General features: G+C 63.2%; 18 protein-coding genes. 8 read left to right on the top strand and 10 right to left on the bottom strand.

From position 1 onward, the window contains the following. The first annotated feature begins 64 nt into the window (after window positions 1-64). The 4 genes from ON26_RS33365 to ON26_RS13800 all read left to right on the top strand — a co-directional run bounded on the left by ON26_RS33365 (window position 65) and on the right by ON26_RS13800 (window position 1705). Window positions 65-322: a hypothetical protein gene (locus ON26_RS33365; RefSeq protein WP_157171891.1), complete on the top strand. Its 258-nt coding sequence runs from the start codon at window positions 65-67 to the stop codon at window positions 320-322. Beyond that, a complete protein-coding gene (locus tag ON26_RS13810) occupies window positions 319-477 on the top strand; it encodes a hypothetical protein (protein WP_157171890.1) in 159 nt (52 codons plus the stop codon). Before ON26_RS33365 ends, ON26_RS13810 begins: the two co-directional genes overlap by 4 nt. Continuing rightward, a complete protein-coding gene (locus ON26_RS31630) occupies window positions 477-977 on the top strand; it encodes a hypothetical protein (protein ID WP_051027035.1) in 501 nt (166 codons plus the stop codon). The genes ON26_RS13810 and ON26_RS31630 overlap by 1 nt, the downstream gene beginning before the upstream one ends. A gap of 164 nt (window positions 978-1141) precedes the next feature. Next, window positions 1142-1705, top strand: coding sequence for a hypothetical protein (locus tag ON26_RS13800; RefSeq protein ID WP_157171889.1), 564 nt, complete (start codon window positions 1142-1144; stop codon window positions 1703-1705). A gap of 3 nt (window positions 1706-1708) precedes the next feature. Here the strand turns inward: ON26_RS13800 and ON26_RS34910 are convergent, their stop codons facing one another. After that, window positions 1709-1837: a hypothetical protein gene (locus ON26_RS34910; protein WP_281032393.1), complete on the bottom strand. Its 129-nt coding sequence runs from the start codon at window positions 1835-1837 to the stop codon at window positions 1709-1711. Between the two features lie 44 nt (window positions 1838-1881). Between ON26_RS34910 and ON26_RS33360 the strand changes: the two genes are divergently transcribed. Further along, window positions 1882-2022, top strand: a complete 141-nt coding sequence (locus ON26_RS33360; RefSeq protein WP_157171888.1) for a hypothetical protein — start codon at window positions 1882-1884, stop codon at window positions 2020-2022. A 30-nt stretch (window positions 2023-2052) separates the two neighbouring features. Here ON26_RS33360 and ON26_RS13795 read toward each other — a convergent pair whose 3' ends face one another. From ON26_RS13795 to ON26_RS13775, 5 genes are all read right to left on the bottom strand, one after another. Next, on the bottom strand, window positions 2053-2484 hold the full coding sequence (locus tag ON26_RS13795; protein WP_040796453.1) for a DUF6069 family protein: 432 nt from the start codon (window positions 2482-2484) through the stop codon (window positions 2053-2055). 109 nt (window positions 2485-2593) lie between these two features. Then, on the bottom strand, window positions 2594-3070 hold the full coding sequence (locus ON26_RS13790; protein ID WP_040796452.1) for a hypothetical protein: 477 nt from the start codon (window positions 3068-3070) through the stop codon (window positions 2594-2596). A gap of 26 nt (window positions 3071-3096) precedes the next feature. Further along, a complete protein-coding gene (locus ON26_RS13785) occupies window positions 3097-3342 on the bottom strand; it encodes a hypothetical protein (protein ID WP_157171887.1) in 246 nt (81 codons plus the stop codon). Window positions 3343-3352: 10 nt separating this feature from the next. After that, window positions 3353-4630: a cytochrome P450 family protein gene (locus ON26_RS13780; protein WP_051027034.1), complete on the bottom strand. Its 1278-nt coding sequence runs from the start codon at window positions 4628-4630 to the stop codon at window positions 3353-3355. Window positions 4631-4646: 16 nt separating this feature from the next. Continuing rightward, on the bottom strand, window positions 4647-5921 hold the full coding sequence (locus ON26_RS13775) for a cytochrome P450 (RefSeq protein ID WP_051027033.1): 1275 nt from the start codon (window positions 5919-5921) through the stop codon (window positions 4647-4649). A gap of 462 nt (window positions 5922-6383) precedes the next feature. Between ON26_RS13775 and ON26_RS13770 the strand changes: the two genes are divergently transcribed. The 3 genes from ON26_RS13770 (at window position 6384) to ON26_RS32890 (ending at window position 10838) form a co-directional block, all read left to right on the top strand. Further along, a complete protein-coding gene (locus ON26_RS13770) occupies window positions 6384-7277 on the top strand; it encodes a helix-turn-helix domain-containing protein (protein ID WP_040796450.1) in 894 nt (297 codons plus the stop codon). After that, the gene (locus ON26_RS13765) at window positions 7274-7480 is read left to right on the top strand and encodes a DUF397 domain-containing protein (protein WP_040796449.1); all 207 of its coding nucleotides are present in this window, start codon (window positions 7274-7276) and stop codon (window positions 7478-7480) included. Before ON26_RS13770 ends, ON26_RS13765 begins: the two co-directional genes overlap by 4 nt. 457 nt (window positions 7481-7937) lie before the next feature. After that, entirely contained in the window at window positions 7938-10838 is a 2901-nt protein-coding gene (locus ON26_RS32890) for a class I SAM-dependent DNA methyltransferase (protein ID WP_157171886.1), read from the top strand. 190 nt (window positions 10839-11028) lie between these two features. Here the strand turns inward: ON26_RS32890 and ON26_RS13755 are convergent, their stop codons facing one another. Genes ON26_RS13755 through ON26_RS13740 form a run of 4 tightly spaced genes read right to left on the bottom strand, consistent with a single transcriptional unit; the run spans window position 11029 to window position 18128 of the window. Next, window positions 11029-13962, bottom strand: a complete 2934-nt coding sequence (locus ON26_RS13755) for a type I restriction endonuclease subunit R (RefSeq protein WP_040796447.1) — start codon at window positions 13960-13962, stop codon at window positions 11029-11031. Next, entirely contained in the window at window positions 13955-15130 is a 1176-nt protein-coding gene (locus ON26_RS32280) for a restriction endonuclease subunit S (protein WP_157171885.1), read from the bottom strand. Before ON26_RS32280 ends, ON26_RS13755 begins: the two co-directional genes overlap by 8 nt. After that, window positions 15127-16623, bottom strand: a complete 1497-nt coding sequence (locus ON26_RS13745; RefSeq protein ID WP_040796445.1) for a type I restriction-modification system subunit M — start codon at window positions 16621-16623, stop codon at window positions 15127-15129. Before ON26_RS13745 ends, ON26_RS32280 begins: the two co-directional genes overlap by 4 nt. After that, window positions 16620-18128 (bottom strand): type I restriction-modification system subunit M, encoded by a 1509-nt coding sequence (locus ON26_RS13740; protein WP_040796444.1) that lies wholly within the window; start codon window positions 18126-18128, stop codon window positions 16620-16622. The genes ON26_RS13745 and ON26_RS13740 overlap by 4 nt, the downstream gene beginning before the upstream one ends. Window positions 18129-18469: the final 341 nt, after the last annotated feature.

The following is an 18469-nucleotide window of genomic DNA, read 5'->3' as shown; positions in this document are numbered from 1 at the left end:
CGGTAGGACCGGTAGCGTGCATGTCGGGAGCGTCTCGCACTCGCCGTTCCGACAGGATCACGACTTGACCTATCAATTCAACGTCGTTCCCGACGACATCGCCAACACGGCGAAAACACTGTCCGACCTCGGTGCGGGCAGTGCGAAAGCTGTCGACTCCACCAAGAAATACCTCGACCTCGAAAGCAATGCCGGCCTGGTCCTGAAGCCGCTCATAGGCGTACTCCAGGAAGCCTGCGACGAGTGCGCGACCAGCCCTCCCTCGGTATCGCTCAGACAGTGCAAGCACTGGTCTTCTGCAACGCCATCCTCGTGGCGATGACGATCAACGTCGCCAAGACGGCCAAGCACCTGGGAACCCTGCTCGCGGCCGCTCAAGCCTTGCTCGGAACGATCACCGGGCTCATGGGCGCGGCAATGGAATTCCGGATGCCCGGCGTCGGCGGTACCGGCTACGACCATCCGGGAGTCATCTGATGAATCGCGACGAACCGATGCTCGACCTGGCCGGCGGGGATATCGGGATGTCCCGTCATCTCGCGAAGGCGATGAAGATCATCGCCGACAGTCCCGGCACCGACCCCGATCTGAAGGCGCAGTTGCGAGAGATCATGCGCGGACAAGCAAACCTCCGCGATCTCATGCACAGCGACGCGTTCGCGAGGCTCACCGACGCGGCGATCCCCGCCGCCCTCGAACAGACAGCTGCCATGTCGACCGAGGAGATCGAGCGCAAAGCCGCTCTCGGCGAGGCGATTCTGGAAAGCTACCGCCATCAGCCGCCAGAGACCGATCCTGCCCCCGACGCCCCGAAAGCCCCGGTCGCGCCTCGGAGCGTGAGCGATCCCGAACCCGCGGCGCGCCCGGTGATCCCGGGAACCCGCAGGCCGAATCGCGACCGCGTCGTCACACCGGACGAGGACGACGAGGACGACCTGTACTTCCGGGAGCGCCATCAACGCGGATGGCTCCAATGAGGCGCATCGACTCGATCGGCGAACGCTATCGCCCCAACAGCGGCGGCTTCGAGACCACTGCGCAGCCATCCCGACCACTCACTTACCAGCGGCCGCACACCCACGAAAGCGATGTGACGGTCGAGCTGCGACGATGTCGCGAGCCGTTGCCGAACACCGGATCCTTGTGGCTAGCGACGCCGAGGCGACTGCGTGTCGAACCCCTCGAACTCGAGCTCGCCCAGCCGTTGCCCGATGTGTGCGCCCCGCACGGCCGACCGGCGCCCGACCGCGAACCCACGCGAACCTGCTTCTACGACACCGACATCCATCCCCGCTTCCATCGCACGGCTCTCGAGCGGGATCTGGCCAAGGTGCTGTTGCTGAGACGAGTCCCGACAGCGCCTGTCTCCACGATCGTCGTCGGTGACTGGCCGGTGTGCGACCGCTGCCGTCGCGCGTCCCGCCGCTACGTCCGGCTGGCCCGCGCGCTGCTGTGGCTGATGGCCGCGGACCTCGTCGCACTGGTGATCGCCGCCGTAGCGGATCTCGACGCGCTGATCCCGCCTCTGGCACTCGGCCTCTTCCCCGGCTCGTTTCCGCTGGGACTGATGCTGTTCGTCGCCTTGCTCGGCAGGAGTGCCCGACGGGTCACCTACCGCCCGATCTACGACGAGCGCTTCGCCTTCGTCGCCGCGCACCCGAATTTCCGTGCGGCGCTGCACGACACCGCACCCGGACAGGAGTGATTCTCACTGTCCCTCCGCCTGGTCGGGCAGCACGATGACGGCCGGGACCGGCGGTGGGGCGGGACCGGTGCCGGCCAGACCCTCGTCGAGCCCATCGAAGTCCAGCTGGGCGAGGGACCACGGCGGAGCCATGGTCGACTTCCAGGAGCCGCCGTAGCCGCCACACTCCGAGCCGGGTGACACACCCTCGCCTGGTCACCGCCCCGCTGCTGGCCCCGCTGCCGGCCCCGCTTCGGCCGGCCTGCATCAAGCCCATCGCGGTGGCAGCCATGGTCTGGGTGATCATGCCGTTGTTGTCCCGGAGCTTCGCCGGGTGACCGAGTCACTGACCAGAGCTGCCGTGGACGTCACCCTTCGAGCAGCTTGCGGCGCAGCCCCTCGGTGGCGACGACGAGGGCGGGAACCAGCATCAGGTGCGCGATCGACAGCGCGATCGTGGACGCGGTGTCGAAGTCGGCACGCACGGTCAAGGCGATGGTGGCGACGGCGAGCACCGAGCCGATCACTGCGGCGACACGCAGCACGCCGATCCACTTGTAGGACAGGAGTACGGCCGCACCGAGGCCGATCAGCATCGGAACCACGGTCAGCATGATGATTCCGCCAGGGGCGGCACTTTGCACCTGCCCCGCGTCGGTCATTTCGAACGTGCCACCGGCGGCCGCGCCGATCAGCCAGACGACGAGATTGGTCAGCAGCGCGGCACCGATCGCACCGAAGAGGGCGGCGGGACGGTTCAGTGCGGGGATACGTGTCGCGATAGTGGTCGTGGCGCTCATGATGATCTCCTGTGGTTGCGAAGTTCGCGTGGAATCATCTTGAAACCTCAATGATTATTGAGGTCAACCCCCTCGGAACGCCGTGTGTCGCACATCCTTCCGCTGCCCATCACCGATCCCCCATCCCGGCGCCCTCCGGCTCGTCGGGCAGCACGACGACGGCCGGCGTCGGCGGTGGTGTCGGGTCCGGTGCCGGCCGCAGCACCCAGGCGGTGACCGAGAACGCGATCAACGCGACCACAGCGAGGACCCGGCGCGCCCTGGGCCGCTGTCTTGGATCGGTTCTCACGCATGCGAGCGGTCGGCCGGGTTCCTCGTCACGCCCGGGCACCACCAGTTCGGCGACCAGCGGCAGCACTCGGGCGGAGACGCCGAAGTGTTCGAAGCTCGGCGCCAGCAACGCTGTCGCGCCGGCACTGCGGGCCCGTTCGGCGATATGGGCGGTCGGCATGTAGGTGGATTCATCGATGGTGAGCACGTCGATCAGGTCGTAGCCGCGGGCGTGGGCAAGTTCGGTCAGGATGTGCCGATCATCGGCCGGGGATCGGCTGATGTCGAGATTGAGCACACCGAGTGCCGTCTTCATGGTGGGGTCCTTGTCGTTCGATGCGGTCAGTGGATACCGCGGTCGCGGAAGTACCGGTAGTCGTCCGCGCTGACGATGAGCGCGGCGATTCGGGTCGAGCAGTGCCAGGGGCATTCGCCGTGCAGAGTCAGCGCGGCCGCGGCCGCCGCCGGTGACCGCACAGGCCAGTGCGGGTTGTCGTGGCGGCGCTTGTCGGCCGCGGACCGGAATCCGAGCACACGCGCGGCCTGGTCGATCGGGATGGTCGGGCCGGAAAGCCGCTTCCCCCTCACCCGCCGGTCGTCACCGAGCACGGCGATCCCCGCCGCCGCCGTGCGGCCTGTCCAGGTGGACGGGCAGGGACCGGTGGCCGTGGGAGACGAAGCTGGGCAGCGGTTTCAGCTCGTCGGCCTCGACCGCGAGCGTGAGGTCCGGGAAGCGTCCGAACAGGGCGGGTAGCGCCTCGATCGCTTCCAGGCGGGCCAGCGGCGCACCGAGGCAGTAATGGGGTCCGTACCCGAAGGACAGATGCTCCTTGCCGGGGCGGGTCGGGTCGAACTCGTCCGGCCCGGGGCCGTGCACATCCGCGTGACGATTGGCAGCGGCGAAGCAGGCGAGGATCGCGTCACCGGCTTCGATCCGCCGGCCCGCGATGTCGATATCGGTGACCGCGTAACGCAGTGGCAGGTTCGGCACCGGCGGCGCGTACCGCAAGCACTCCTCGAGCAGACTCGACCACGTGACAGCGCCGACTCGCAGCCGAGGCAGCAGCTCGGGCCGGGTCAACACCTGATAGACGGCCTGGTCGAGGAGATTCACGGTCGTCTCGTATCCGGCGCTGATCACCAACAGCAGCGTGTGCACGAGTTCTTCTTCGCTGAGCCGGTCCGCCCGCTCGTCGCGGTGACCGATGAGCAGGCTGGTCATGTCGTCACCGGGTTCGATGCGCCGGCGCTCGACCAACTCGGCGAGGGTGCCGACGAGTTCGGTGAAGGTCTCGTGCGGATCGCGTCGCGGACTGGTGCAGAAGATCTCGTCGACACACACCCGCAGGCGCCCCTGAAGATCGGCGGGCACCCCCATCAGCGCGGTGATCACCCGCAGCGGCACCTGCGCGGCATACTCCTCGCGCAGGTCGATCACCGCCCCGTCGGGCCGGGCGGCGAGATCGTCGAGCAGCCTGCGCACGATCATCCTGATCTGCGGGCGCATGGCGGCCACCCGGGGAGCGGTGAACGCGGGCCCGACGAGCTTGCGCAACCGCCGATGGTCCGCGCCGTAGGCGGTGAACATGTTGCGCACCGACACCCACGTGATCAAGGGCCAATCCGGCGGAATGTCCCCGGACCGGAATCTCGGCCAGTGCCGGTGGGCGTCCTTGGACACCCGCCGGTCGGTGAACAGTTCCTTGACCACCTCGGGGTCGGTGACCGCCCATGCGGGAACACCACCGGGCAGCACCACCCGCACCAGCGGCCCTCGATCGCGCAGCGCGATGGCCTCGCCGATGATGTCGGAGCCGGTGACGTCCAACGTGACCGGACCGGGAACGGAAGCGGAAACAGATTGCAGATCGGTCATGAGGGATTCCTGACGTTCAGCGAGCGGTCGGCACGGACAGTGGCGCGACGGGAGCGAAGACGACGGGCAGCGCCTCCAAGGACCGATGGAACGGCCCCGGACGCCACCGCAGCCGGTCGGCAGGCACCGCCGGTTCGATCTCGGGCAGCGCATCGAGCAACTGATCGATCGCCTCACCCGCGATCACCTCGGCCGGTGTCCGCGCCGGGCACCGATGCGGTCCCGCCCCGAGTCCCAGATGCGATTCGTTGCCGAAGATGTTGCCGCCCAGCACAGCCGGATCGTTGTTGCAGGCGGCCAGGCTGATCACCACCGGCTGATGCGCAGGCACCCATCCCCCGTCGACCCACTGCGGCTGACGCGGATAGGACATGCAGAAGTTCGCCAACGGCGGATCACGAAACAGCACATGCGTGAGCGCGTCACGAGTCGACACCTCTCCCCCGACCACCCGGCCCCCGAAATCGGGCCGGGCCATGATCAACAAGACGGTGTTGACGATCAGATTCGTCAGCGGCTCACTCGCCGCCGCGTAGAGGGTGAACAACTGGTGGACGAGTTCCTCGTCGTCCAGGGCGGCGGGATGAGCCGCCAGCCAGGACGTGATGTCGCGCCCCGGCCCGGCCCGTTTGCGCCCGACGAGCTCACCCAACGCCCGCACCACCACCCGATTCCCCTCGACCGCGTCGGAGGTGGTGTCGAACACCATCGTCATACCCCCGGCGGCCCGCTCGCCGATGTCGGGATCACACCCGATCAACTCGCCGATCACCTCGAACACCAGCGGAAACGCGTAGTCACCGAGCAGATCCGCCCGACCGCGACCACAGAACCCGTCGATCAGCCGGACGGCGCTGCGTTCGACCACCGCGCGCAGAGCGGTCGGATCGACGCGACTCAGGGCGTCCACGGTGGCCGCCCGGTACCGGGCGTGCTCGATCCCGCTGCTGCGCAATGCGTTCGGACGCTTCTGCATCATCGGCAGGACCGGGCACTCGGCCGGGATACCGCGCTGCCAGTCGCTGGGATCGGCGGGGAAACGCTCGGGATCGTTGAGGATCTTCAGCGCGGTCCAGTACCCGATCACCAACGTCGCCGGAACACCCGGAGCCAGCCAGACCGGCGCCACCGACCCGAAATCCGCACGCATCCGCGCGTAGGCGGCGTGCGAGTCGGCGGCGAATTCCTCGCTGTGGAGCGGAACGCGGACGTCGTCGTCGGTGTCGTGGGGCGAACCGCGACCGACCGGGCGACGAATGACATGCGTGACACCGGATCGTGTTGCAGGCAAAGCGATCTCCAGAAGTGAAGGGAGTGGGGGGTGATGCGCCTCGCGGACGGCCTCCGCGAGCGAGTGGAAATCGGCCGGTGAGCCGATTTACCGCGGTGTGCGGGACCGGAACAGCTTCGACCCGCGTCGCCGTCGCAGTCCGAGGAAGAAGGGGATGAGAGTTCCGAGCGCCGATAGGGGCAACACCGCCGCCACGATCCAGGCATCGTCGACAGACATCTGAAACCCTCTCGTAGACAGTGGAATTGAATGCTGGTGAGTACTTCTCGCGGTCCGGGCCCCCTGCACCCGAAGCGCTTCAAGTACACCTTGAATTGACCTAATATGCGTGGCGCACAACGGAATTCATTGAAATTGGATGGACGTCCACCTCGAGGCGGTCCATGAAAATCCGGTCGACCGCGGTCCGGTCCACTATGCACCGGTCCGGGGTGGACCTACTCTGAGAGGGAGGCACGAGGCATGACAGGTTCGACACTTCCGAGGAGGGCGCTCGGACGCAGGTTGCGCGAGCTCAGAGAGCAGGCGAAGAAGAGTCAGCTCGCCGCGGGCACCTGCATCGAGGTGTCCAAGCAGACGATCGGACGAGTGGAGGAGGGGCGGCCGGCGCGCATCAGCACGGCGCAGTACCGCGAACTGCTCGACCTCTACGGGGCGAGCGAGGCGGAACGAGAGGAAGTGCTCGGGTTGCACAAGGAGGTGAGGGCGATCAACGACACCGTCTCGACGCGGGGTTGGTGGCGCGCGTACTCCGATGTGGTCAATCCGCACTTCGACCACTACATGAGCCTTGAGCAGGCGAGCGATCGCCTCACCACGTTCCAGCTGACGCTCCTGCCCGGCCTCGTGCAGACCAATGGCTACCGGCGATGGATCGAGACCACATCCGATCCGGTGGTTTCAGCAGTCGACATCGAGCGGCGGCTGGAACTGCTTGCCCTGCGCCAACGCCGGATCACCGAATCGCAGGACTTCCGGCTGGACGCGCTGATTTCCGAAGCAGCTCTGCGCCATCATGTAGGAGGCATCGACGTCATGGCGGAGCAGCTGCACCACCTTGTAGAGGTCAGTCGCTTGCCGAACGTCTCCTTGCGGGTGGTCCCCTTCGCGGCAGGGCCCCATCCAGGCCTGCGGACCCAGAGCTTCGTCTTGCTGCAATTCCCGCCACTGTCAGCACGCGCAGTATCCGAGCCACCGGTCGTTTATGTGGAGGGCTACACCGGCGCATTGTTCCTCGAGGAAGATGCGCTGATCCAGCGCCACCGCGCAGCATTGGAAAGCATCCAGCGATCGGCGCTGGACGAAGAGAGCACCAGGGAACTGGTGAGGCAGATTACGAAGGAGTACACATCGTGAGTGCAGACCTATCCGGCGCACACTGGTTCAAGAGCACGTTCAGCAACGCGGGCGGTGAGTGCGTCGAGATCGCGCACCTGGACGGTGGCGGCGTCGGCGTGCGGGACTCCAAGAACCCGGGCGGCGCCATCCTGACCTTCACCCCGGGTGAATGGGACGCCTTCCTCGCCGGCGCGCGGGACGGCCAGTTCGACCGCCCCTGAACGCCGGAATAGTTCGGCACCGAAGCAACGGGCCCGCCTCATCGAGGCGGGCCCGCAGCACGGACATGGCCGGATCCAGCGGCGGGCAACTCGCTGCCGTCGGCGATGCCGGAGCCGGAGTTACGTGCACCGCGACAGCATCGGCAAGACACTCGGAACCGGTTGTCCCGAACCAGGCTTGATACAACCACGCCCTCTGCTTCAGCACCCCGCCCTCACCGGCCAACTGCAGCCTCTCGCTGCGGGCCCGGTCGACCAACATCGCGATCAACTGCTCGTCCGACACCTCCGCAGAAGGATCGATCGTTGTCCGAACCTCAGCCATAACCTCACTCACTTGCCCTCTCTCCCTTGATTATTGAGATACTCCGTTGATTAGACACTCCCTCCCGCCCCTGCTCCGTGGGCTCCTGGGGCAGAGATGCTTCTGGCTTCTGCGGTGGATAGTCTTGGACGCGTGACGAGCGACGGTCTCATGCGTACCACCACTGCCCGGCTCTTCGACGCTTGCTGGGCTGGGGGAATTTCCAATCCGCTGGAGGTTGTCGATCAGCTCTCCCACCTCATGTACCTCCACGAGTTGGACCGTGCCCAGGATGACTGGGACGAGCGTGGGGTGCGATCAGAATCGATGAGGAGGGCACCGATCTTCGCCCACGATGAGCAGCACCTTCGGTGGTCCCATCTCGTTCGTCTGACTCCTCAACGCATGTTCACTACGATTGCCGACGACGTGTTCCCGTGGCTGCGTAATCACGAATTCAGGAGGATGGCCTATTCGCGTCACGTCAAGGATGTTCGTCTTACGATCCCGACGCCTGGCCTTCTGGCGAAGGTCGTCGACGTGCTCAACGAGGCTCTTTCAACCAGCGACGCCGAGGCAGCTGATCTGTACGAGCATCTGCTCGCCAAGGTCGCAACGGCTGGTCGCTTTGGCACCTTCCGTACGCCACTCCACCTGACAGCTTTGATGGTGGCGATGACCGCACCTGGCCCCGACGATGAGGTATGCGATCCGACTTGCGGCACGGGCGGTCTGCTAACCGCTGCGGCGCAGTTCATGCTGACATGCCATTCAGGCACTGCGCAGCAGAGCAAAGCGGAAGTGAGTGGCAGGCTTCACGGGTTTGATTTCGACAGGACCATGCTGCGATTGAGCAGCATGAGGCTTGCGCTACATGGTTACGGTGCTGCCGATCTGCGACATCGAGATAATCTCTCAGCAGAGGCTGGAGCGGAGATTGAGCGTTACTCGGTCGTCCTGGCAAATCCTCCTTTCGCTGGCAGTGTCGACTACGAGACCGCCGCACCCGAGTTGCTAGCGGCCGTTCGGACGAAAAAATCCGAAATCCTTCATCTTATTGCCATTCTGCGACTATTGAAGCCAGGAGGACGCGCAGCCGTAGTCGTCCCCGCCGGTCTGCTGTTCGGCTTGACTGCCGCTCACACTGAACTTCGTCGGATTCTCGTGGAAGAACATGGACTAGAGGCCGTGGTAAAATTGCCAATCGGTACGTTCAGACCGTATGCGAGTGTTTCCATGGCCATTCTGTTCTTCACCAAATACGCTGGGCAAACCGACTACGTGTGGTTCTATGATCTCAGGGCGGACGGCTGGAGCCTGGATGACCAGCGTGTGCCACTGCTGCCAGAAGACAAGCTTGGCTTGTCTCCCGAAAGCCTTCTCGACACTGCTGACCACACGCGCAACAACCTTCCAGATCTAATACGACGTTGGCGGCTACGGAAAAGCAGTGAGCGTCGACGTACCCGGTCCGAACAAAGCTTCTGCGTGACCAGATCGGAAATCGCCGCAGTGGACTATAACTTGAGCCTGGAGAATTTCCGCCGAATCCATGAAATGCATCGAGTGGCACAAGAAGGCGTCCGTCTCGGAGACTTTGCTCAGATTTTCGCCGGCTCTGTCCGCAAATCCGATCTGGACATGGAGCGGGACATAACTGACACGGATGAACGGAGACGGGTTCTGACACCCATCCTTTTGACCGACACGCTGCCGGACAGGGCACACCTTCCCCTCCGCCTAGACCGGCGCGAGCCCCAGCACAGGTTGCGACAGGGCGACATCATCGGACGAGACCTCGCCGGGAACCGCCACTGGACATCAGTACCGAGCCACTACAACGGCGTCCAGCCCGGGCAAGGCCTGATCGTGGTCCGGCTCACGCAAGAGGTCTTCCCTATCGAGTACGTGATTGCCTACTTGTCCAGCTCGCTGGCGGAACAGCAGCTTCCTAAGTACGGCACGATCCCGCGTATCCGCGCAGGCGCGATGGCCGATATTTGGATCCCCAAATGCGAAGGAGATCCATCGGAGATTCGAGCCTCACTCGCTATGCTTGCTGAAGGAGAACAGGAAGCCGCGCGCATCTATAACGAACTCCGTCAGGCTCGTAACCAAATCTTCGAGAGTGGATCGGGACCTGTCAGGCGAGAACGCCTGGATAATGCCGCTGCCATCAGCTCGTTGACTGCTCAGAACCTGCGCCGGCACAACGATCCCTACCTCCTCTTCCAGGACTCATACCCCTATGCAATCGCCCGCGCCGTACGGAAGTTCCGGCACTCCCGATCGGAGGTAGAGAAGCATGAGGCAGCGATCCAATGCGCCGAGTCACTGATCCTCTCACTGGGCATCATGGCGCTTGCCCTGGCCACCGACCGCGGCCGCCAAGACCTGCCCGCCATCGCGCAGTGGAGTCAGTCCGTTGATCGAGGTGGCGTCTCCCTTGGCCACTGGGTGGGGGTGGTCAAGGCAGTGGCCGACGACGCTCGGCAACACGGTGAACCTGCCGCAGGGCTCGTAGAGGCCACAGTCCGGAAAAAGGGCGGCAAGGGCCTGATCGCCGAACTTGAGCAATTGGTCAACCTCCGCAATAGGATTCGACACGGTGCAGGCCCTCGGACGCGAGCAGAGCTGGAAAAGAGCCTTGGGCGCATCGAGCCTCTGATGCTCAGCAGCCTGTCGGGATGTGCCTTCCTTGCCCGCACCCGATGGGTTCACACAGACCGCCTCCGATGGCAGCCCAATTCTGGAAAGTTCCGCGTGTCAGGCATGGCCTTGATGGGCGACCACCCCGACTTCGCGACGGTGACGTTCGATACGGCGCGCCCTCTAGTCGACGACCGTCTCTACCTCATCACATCACCCGATGCGCCCATCCTGCTGTCACCGTTCTGCCTTCTAAGCGACTGCCCGACTTGTCTTGCGCCCGAGCTGTACTATCCCGACCGCATGACGAATTCCACGGCCCTTCTAAAGAGTCTGGACCGAGGCCACGAACTCGATAGTGAATCCGTTTTCAAGGAACTGCGCGAATGGAGTACACCAGAATGAAGTTCACCCGATATCCAACTTCAACGGGCCGGGAGACCGCCCTTTTCTGAATTGCCAACTCAGAGGGAGGATCGAGTCCGCGTACACAGCCGCATGCTCCGAACGATCGCAACTAACGGGAAAGACCCGAAATACGCGGGGTGAATACCCGGGATCGATCACCATGTTGAGATCATGCAATAATTCCCCATCAGTAGTATTCCCGGACATAGCCAAGGGCCTTTTCGAAGACGTCGTTGTCTCGGATCTTGAACTGGACATACAGCGTCTTGCGGAGCGCTTGCCGTACTTCCTGGTCACCGCGGATAGTGCCCTGCCAGCCTTCGAAACGGACTCCGCGGACAACTTCGTCGATCCGGTTGACGATGTTGTCCACGATGATCGGGGTCTCATCGGTCTTCAGCGCTTCGAAAAGCTCAGTGAGAGCGGCTTTTCCCTGTTCCTCGCGCGGCACCTCGTCGGCGGCCTTCTCAGCGGCGACGGTGTCGCGGGCCAGTTCCAGGAGTTCCCGCAGGAAGTCGAGGCTGGACTGCTGGATATCGGCGTATTTCTCGCGCAGCGCGTTGAGACGCTGGCCGAGTTCGATAAAGACCGGGTTGTTGAGGTGGCGGGCAATACGGGCGGTGATCTGGCGTTCGATCTCCTCGGGCGGGATGTCCTTGCGCCTGCCCATCATCAGGTCCTCGACGGTTTGGGCGTCGAGCACGATCGTCTCGGTGCCTTGGGGGATTTCGACCTGGACGTGTTCGTTGATGAGGTCGATGGTTTTGGCGCCGAGGGCGTGCCAGACCAGCCGGCCGGTGATATCGGAGGGACGGACGGACTCGTAGACGTCGGTGAGCCAGCGGTAGTCGTCGCGGTACTGCCCGAGCATCGGGTCCGGGCTGATCGCTTCCCAGAATTGAGAGACCACGCTGTAGGCGAGCCCGAATGCGTCCTTGGTCGCGGCGTCGGCGATCGCGGACTGGGCCTGCACGAGGCCTTCGTAGCCGCCGACAGTGCGATCGACGCCTGGGAAAAATGACAGCGCGGCCGCGATCGCAGGCGCGAATTCCTGCTTCAGTTCCTCGATGTTGGAGATGACCTGCTGCACAGACTTCTCGTCGAAGGCGAGCGATTTGGCGACATCGTCGAAGATGCCGAGGTAGTCGACGATCAGGCCGTGGGTCTTCTTCGGCGGGTAGACCCGATTTGTGCGGGTGATCGCCTGCAGAAGCGTGTGCTCCTTCAATGGTTTGTCGAGGTACTGGCAGAACAGGATCGGGGCGTCGAACCCAGTGAGCAGCTTCGCGGTGACGATGATGATCTTCAACGGGTCGGCGGGATCATTGAAGCGCCCCACGACCTGCTCTAACTCCGCGGCCCCGGGGGTCCATTCGGCCCAGTCCGGGGAATCGCCACGGGTCTTCGACATCACGATGGTCGACGCCTCCGGCCCGAGGTACTTGTCGAGTTCGGCCTTGTAGGCGACGCAGGTTTCCTTGTCATAGGCGACGACCTGGGCCTTGAAACCCTCCGGTTCGACCTTGGCACGGAAATGGTCGGCAATATCGGCGGCGATCTTGGTGATCCGCGACGGGGTCTTGATCAGCACCTCGATCGAGGCCGCCCGCTTCGACAGGGTGGTCTTGTCGCTCTCGGACAGCCCCCGCTCGGTCGCCAACTCTTCGAACGCGGTGTCGATGGCCTCCTGGTCGATGTGGATCTCCGACAGGCGCGGCTCGAAATGCAGCGGCAAGGTGGCGCCGTCGCGAATCGAGTCGTCGAACGAGTACCTCGACAGGTAGCCGCCCTCGTCCTCGGGCGACCCGAACCACTTGAACGTGTTGCGGTCGCGCCGATTGATCGGCGTGCCGGTCAACCCGAACAGGAACGCGTTGGGCAGGGCCTCGCGCATCTTCTGCCCATAGTCGCCCTCCTGCGAACGGTGGGCTTCGTCGACCATCGCGATGATGTTGTCCCGTGTGTCCAGCACGCCGGGCGCCTCGCCGAACTTGTGGATAGTGGTGATGATGATCTTCCGTGCGCCCTGTCGCAGCAGGGTCTGCAGTTGGGCACGCGAATCGGTGGAGGCCAGGCCGGGCACATCGGAGGCATTGAAAGTGCCGGTGATCTGGGTATCGAGATCGATCCGGTCAACCACGATCAAGATCGTCGGATTAGTCAGCTCGGCCATCGCCCGCAGCTTGAGCGCGGTGAAGACCATGAGCAGCGATTTCCCGGAACCCTGGAAATGCCAGATAAGACCCTGCTTGATCTGGCCAAGCAGCACCCGCTCCACGATGAGGTTGGTGGCCTGGAACTGCTGGAACCGGGCGATGAGCTTGATCTTTCGATGCTTCTTGTCGGTCGCGTAGAGGGTGAAGAACCGCAGGAAGTCCAGTACAGACCGCGGAGCGAGTACTCCCTCGACCGCCTCCCGCACCGCACTGAGCCCGTACCGGGCCGGCGGGCCCTCCACACCATTCTCCTCGCGCCACGGGCCCCACAGCTCCACCGGCATACCGACCGTGCCGTAGCGGAAATCTTTGCCCTCGGTCGCGAACGAGAAGACGTTGGGCACGAAGAACTGCGGCACGCTCTCCTCGTACTCGTGGATCTGGGCCGCGGCGTCGATCCACGTGTACGCCGGCCGGGTCGGCGACTTCGCCTCACCGACGACCAGGGGGAAACCGTTGCACCACAACACTAGATCGAAACGCTTCTCGACCCGGCCCAGCACGAACGTTACCTCAGTGGAGATCACCCACTGATTTGCCGATTCGTCGGCGGGGTTGTCGAAGTTGATCAATCGGACGGTCGTGTGCTCACCATTCGGTCCGAACGGCATCGACTTCTGCCCGGTCAACCATGCCATGAACTCCTCGTTCGCCACCACTGGATGCGGAGCGGTGCGGGCAGCGATCAGGATGGCACGTAAGTTATAGAGAACCTCGTCAGCCTTGGTCGGATCCGAATCGATCTCCGGATTCAGCGCGATCAGCGACTTCCTGACTAGGCTTCCCAGGATCACCTCATCTGTGCGGCGCGGCAGATCAGGCCCTGGCACGAATTGGACATGTGTCGACTTCACTATGTCGCGCACGAAATCGCGGACCGAGTTCGCCTCGTCGAACTTAGCCATCAGATTCCTCGAAGATAAGAGCGAGAAGAGATGCGCGCAGAGAAGCAAGTTCCCTTGTCTCGGCATCGATATTGGTGAGACTTGATTCGAAAGTACGAAGATCATTCAGCAAGGCTTGCTGGATCTCTAATGAAACGTCCGGGAACTGCAAGCGCCCGAGAGACGCCCGGTTAATTTTCACCATGCTTGTCGCGCTGCCTGCAGCAGATCGCCGCATGTGCATCCGCCCGTACGTGCTGCTTATCACCGCGACAGCGAACTCAGAGAGTACACCTTCGATGAGGGACACACGCATCATCGTGTCAGGAAATGAGACGTCCGATCGATCCTCATCATAGATGCCAATACGCCCAACAGCATCAACCGTATTCGCCCGTGAGATCAGCAGATCGCCGCGCCGAAGGGTCGCAGCACGTGCCTGCGGGCTATCTGTAATGTTCTTCAGATTGCCGGGTCGGTACCCATCGGGGCCGAGCGCCGCCAAGGATAGAACATAGTACCCAGTGGAGTCATCGACGGGTGTGGAGGACCAGCCGCTCTCGGGCGAGCGCGACCAAATGTCCGCAAAGGGTACCACTCCTTCTGTGATAAGCGCGGACATCCGACCATCCAGCCAGATACGCCGACTCTCACTTGCGGCAGTACGGAGCTTTACCAATGATCGGAGTGCGCGCTCCACCCCCCACAAGAGATCGGCGATGCGTTTCTGTTCGTCGCAGGGTGGGAGATTGAACTCGAAGTTGGAAAGGTCTCTCCAGTTGGTTCGAGGTGACAGCGAACCAGCAGAAGTGCCGAGGGCATGGTTGAAGAACTCGTTCGATTGGACGAGAAATGGCAGATACTCGGAGAGTATCTGACTCTCGTCCGCTTCGAAGGTAAGGATGTCGCCGGAACAGATCGCATCAAACTCCGCGTAGCCAACCTTGCGCTGATATGCGCGACGCTTGCCGAAGAGCGTCTGGCCGGGCCTTACCCGGCGGGTAAAAGTGGTACCGTCCGCGACGGTACCCCATCGCTGAATCTTAAGTTCACCAGGATCCATATGTTCCATTGCAATTACTCGGTCGATACGAGCCGCTTCCGGACCCTTGACGGTGAAATTAACATTCCGAACCACGTCACCGAAAGTAACACGCTTCCATATGGATTTGTTGAGATTAAGACTCAATGCGACACCTCCGTACGCAGCAGAGCAACAACGTCAGCGAGAGCGGACTTGGATGTCACCGCCGCAGCTCGCCAGCCAGCCAGTGCATCGACGATATCGACACCCTCTCCCACATTGCCCGTTTTGACTCCGGCGACATATAGCGGGATGGCCAGGCTGAAATTCTTGTCCGCAATCTGGTCCAGCGTGGCGACGGCCGCAAACCGGTTGATGTCTGTGAAACTGCGGTACACGGTGAGGATTTTCGTCTGGTGTGCTTCGCGGAGGAATGACTGCCCTTGTTCACGGGCAACCTCGTTGACAGCGTTGATGAACAGAACCTTGCCTTCATGTTCAGCGGGTTTGGTTGCGCGGAGGGTGATGACGACAGCCTCCATGGGGCTGTTGTAGAAGAGTCCGGCGCCGAGTCCGAGAACGCATTCAACAAGGTCGGATTTTACCAGCGCCTCACGCAGGGCGGCTTCTTCTCGGCGGAACAGCACACCGTGGGGAAAGAGGATCGCTGCGCGGCCAGTCGTCGAGTCAAGGCTCTTGGCGATGTGCTGAAAGAAGGCATAGTCGGCGCGCCCTTGCGGCGGGGCGCCCCAGATGTTCCGGCCGTAGGGGTCCTTGGTGAACGCGGCTCGGTTCCACGCCTTAATGGAGTACGGCGGGTTGGCGAGTACGACGTCGAAGGTCTGCAATTGCCCGGTGGCGTCGAGGAAGGCCGGACGCGTGAGAGTGTCACCGTGGGCAATGTGCCCGTCAGTGATGCCATGCAGAAAGAGGTTCATCCGGGCGATCGCCGAGGTGCCGTAGTTGAGTTCCTGGCCGTAAAGGCGTAGGTTGCGCCATTCTTTGCCCTGCCGTTTGACCTCGGCGGCGGTGGAGATGAGCATGCCGCCGGTGCCGCAGGTCGGGTCGTAGACCGACTCGCCGGGTTGCGGTTCGAGCATGAGTGTCATCAGGTGGACGAGGGTGCGGGTGGTGTAGAACTCTTGGGCGGTGTGGCCGGAGTCGTCGGCGAATTTCTTGATCAGGTACTCGTAGCCGTTGCCGAGCTCGTCCTCGGGTAGATTCGCGATCGACAGGGTCTTGGTCGAGAAGTGTTCGATTAGATCCGCCAGCGTCGAGTCCGGTAGCAAGTTCTTGTTACTCCAGTCGCCGTCGCCGAACACACCGGGCAGGGTGTCGGGGTTCGCGGACTCAATCCCACGCATGGCCTGCAGGATCGTGGCGCCGATGTTGTGGGTGCGGGAGCGGATGTCGTCCCAGTGGCAGCCCTCGGGAATGGCGAATCGGTGGTTCTCCGGCAGGTCGGCGAGGTCTTCGTCGTCGTAGACTTCCAGGGCGGCACGGTGTTCCTCGTCGTAGACGTCGGAGATCCGTTTGAGGAACACGAGTGGGAATATGTACTGCTTGTAGTCGCCGGCGTCGATGAGGCCGCGCAGCACGACGGCGGCGCCCCAGAGGTAGGACTCCAGTTCGCGCTGGGTGATACGAGACGTACTCATGCCGTAATCCCCAGTCCCCACTTGGTCAATTCTGCCTCTAACGCGGCGCGGGTCGCCGCCGCCTCGGCACGCGCGGATTCGAGATCCGCCAGCGCGTCGGCCAGCGTCGTCTTCTCACCGGTATCCGCGGGTGCAACGTAGAGCGGAATGTTGAGATTGTAGTCGTTGTCGGCGATCTCACCGAGATCGGCGACGTGCGCCAGGCCCGGGATATCCTCGAACCGTTCGTAGGCGTCCAGGATTTGCTGGGCGTGCCCAGGCTCCAGGATGTTCTGTTTGCGCCCCCGGTTGAACAGACTCTCCCCGTTGATGAAGAGCACGTTCCCCTTCTTCTCCGCTGGTTTCCAGCGGCGCAGGATGAGTACGCAGGCGGCAAGGCCGGTGCCGTAGAATAGGTTCGGCGCCAAACCGATCACGGCCTCGACTGCGCCGGATTTCAGCATGTAGGTGCGGATCCGTGCTTCGGCTCCCTGCCGGAACAACGCGCCCTGCGGTAGCACAACGGCGACACGGCCGCTGACCGGGGTGGCGGAGGTGAACATATGCTGCACCCACGCCCAGTCGGCATACCCCTTGGGTGGCTGGCCGCCGAGCTCGTGGCGGCCCCATTTGTCCGTAGCCCACTCGGCTTCACCCCAATTCTTCAGCGAGAAGGGGGGATTGGCGACGACGCAGTCGAACTGCGCCAGGTGGTTGCCGGTATAGAAGGCCGGATTACGGAGCGTGTCCTCGCGGACGATCTTGAAGTCCTCGATCCCGTGCAGGAGCAAGTTCATCCGCGCAATCGCCGAGGTGGTAAGCACCTTCTCCTGACCGAACAGCTTGCCCCACAAAGTCTTCGGGCTACCACCGGCGGCTTTCACGTGCTCGATAACCTCGATGAGCATGCCGCCGGTACCGCAGGCCGGATCGTAGACTGTCTCAGCCTCACGGGGATCGAGAATGTTGACCAGCAGACGAACGACCGAGCGTGGGGTGTAGTACTCGCCGGCCTTCTTGTTCGACTGATCAGCAAAGCGTTTGATCAGGTACTCGTAGGCGTTGCCGAAGACATCCGGGGTCACCGCCGCATTGGAGAGCGTCTTGGTGGAAAAGTGCTCGATCAGATCGGCGAGCCGACGGTCGGGCAGCTTGTCCTTGTTCGTCCAGTTCGCGCTTCCGAAGATCCCGTAGAGGGTCTCGGGGTTGGCCTTCTCGATCCCGCGGAACGCGGTCTGCAGCGCGGTACCGATGTTCTCGGTGTGCGCCCGCACGTCGTCCCAGAGGTTGTCCTCGGGAATCGCGAAGCGGTGGTTCTCAGCGAATGCGGCGAACTCGTGATCACCACCGGACTCCTCCAACGCCTGGGCGTACTCCTCGAGGTACACGTCGCTGATCCGTTTAAAGAACATCAGCGGGAAGATGTACGCCTTGAAGTCTGCCTGGTCGATGCTGCCGCGAAGCAGATCGGCCGCCTTAGCGAGATACTGCTCCAACTCGGCCAGGGTGATGCGGTCGATGGTCACTTGCCTCCCTCTGAATGTCGGCCCCATTCTGGCAGAGCGGACCGACAGGCAAGGATCGATCCCGTCTACCACCCTGGTGTGAGCACCGTAGACTACGGTCGAAGCGACCAAGTCGACCCCGATGCTCCGGTAGTGGCTCGTCCAGGTGGAGAGCAGGGCGGGTTCGATGGTCCGGCGGGGAACATCCGGCACCAGGGGTGCTCGGTGAGTCGACCGGTGAGGTGCGGGTCGGGTCGCGATCGGAGACGATCAGCGCCACCCCGAGCCGAGCCGCCTTGAGGATCAACCCCGATTCCTCGCCGACCCCGGCTCGGCGGGTGACCAGGCTCGCGTTCGCTGCG

Origin of the sequence: Nocardia higoensis NBRC 100133 (assembly GCF_000308595.1) — a bacterium.
Taxonomy (GTDB): domain Bacteria; phylum Actinomycetota; class Actinomycetes; order Mycobacteriales; family Mycobacteriaceae; genus Nocardia; species Nocardia higoensis.
This window is presented reverse-complemented; position numbering and strand designations above follow the sequence as displayed.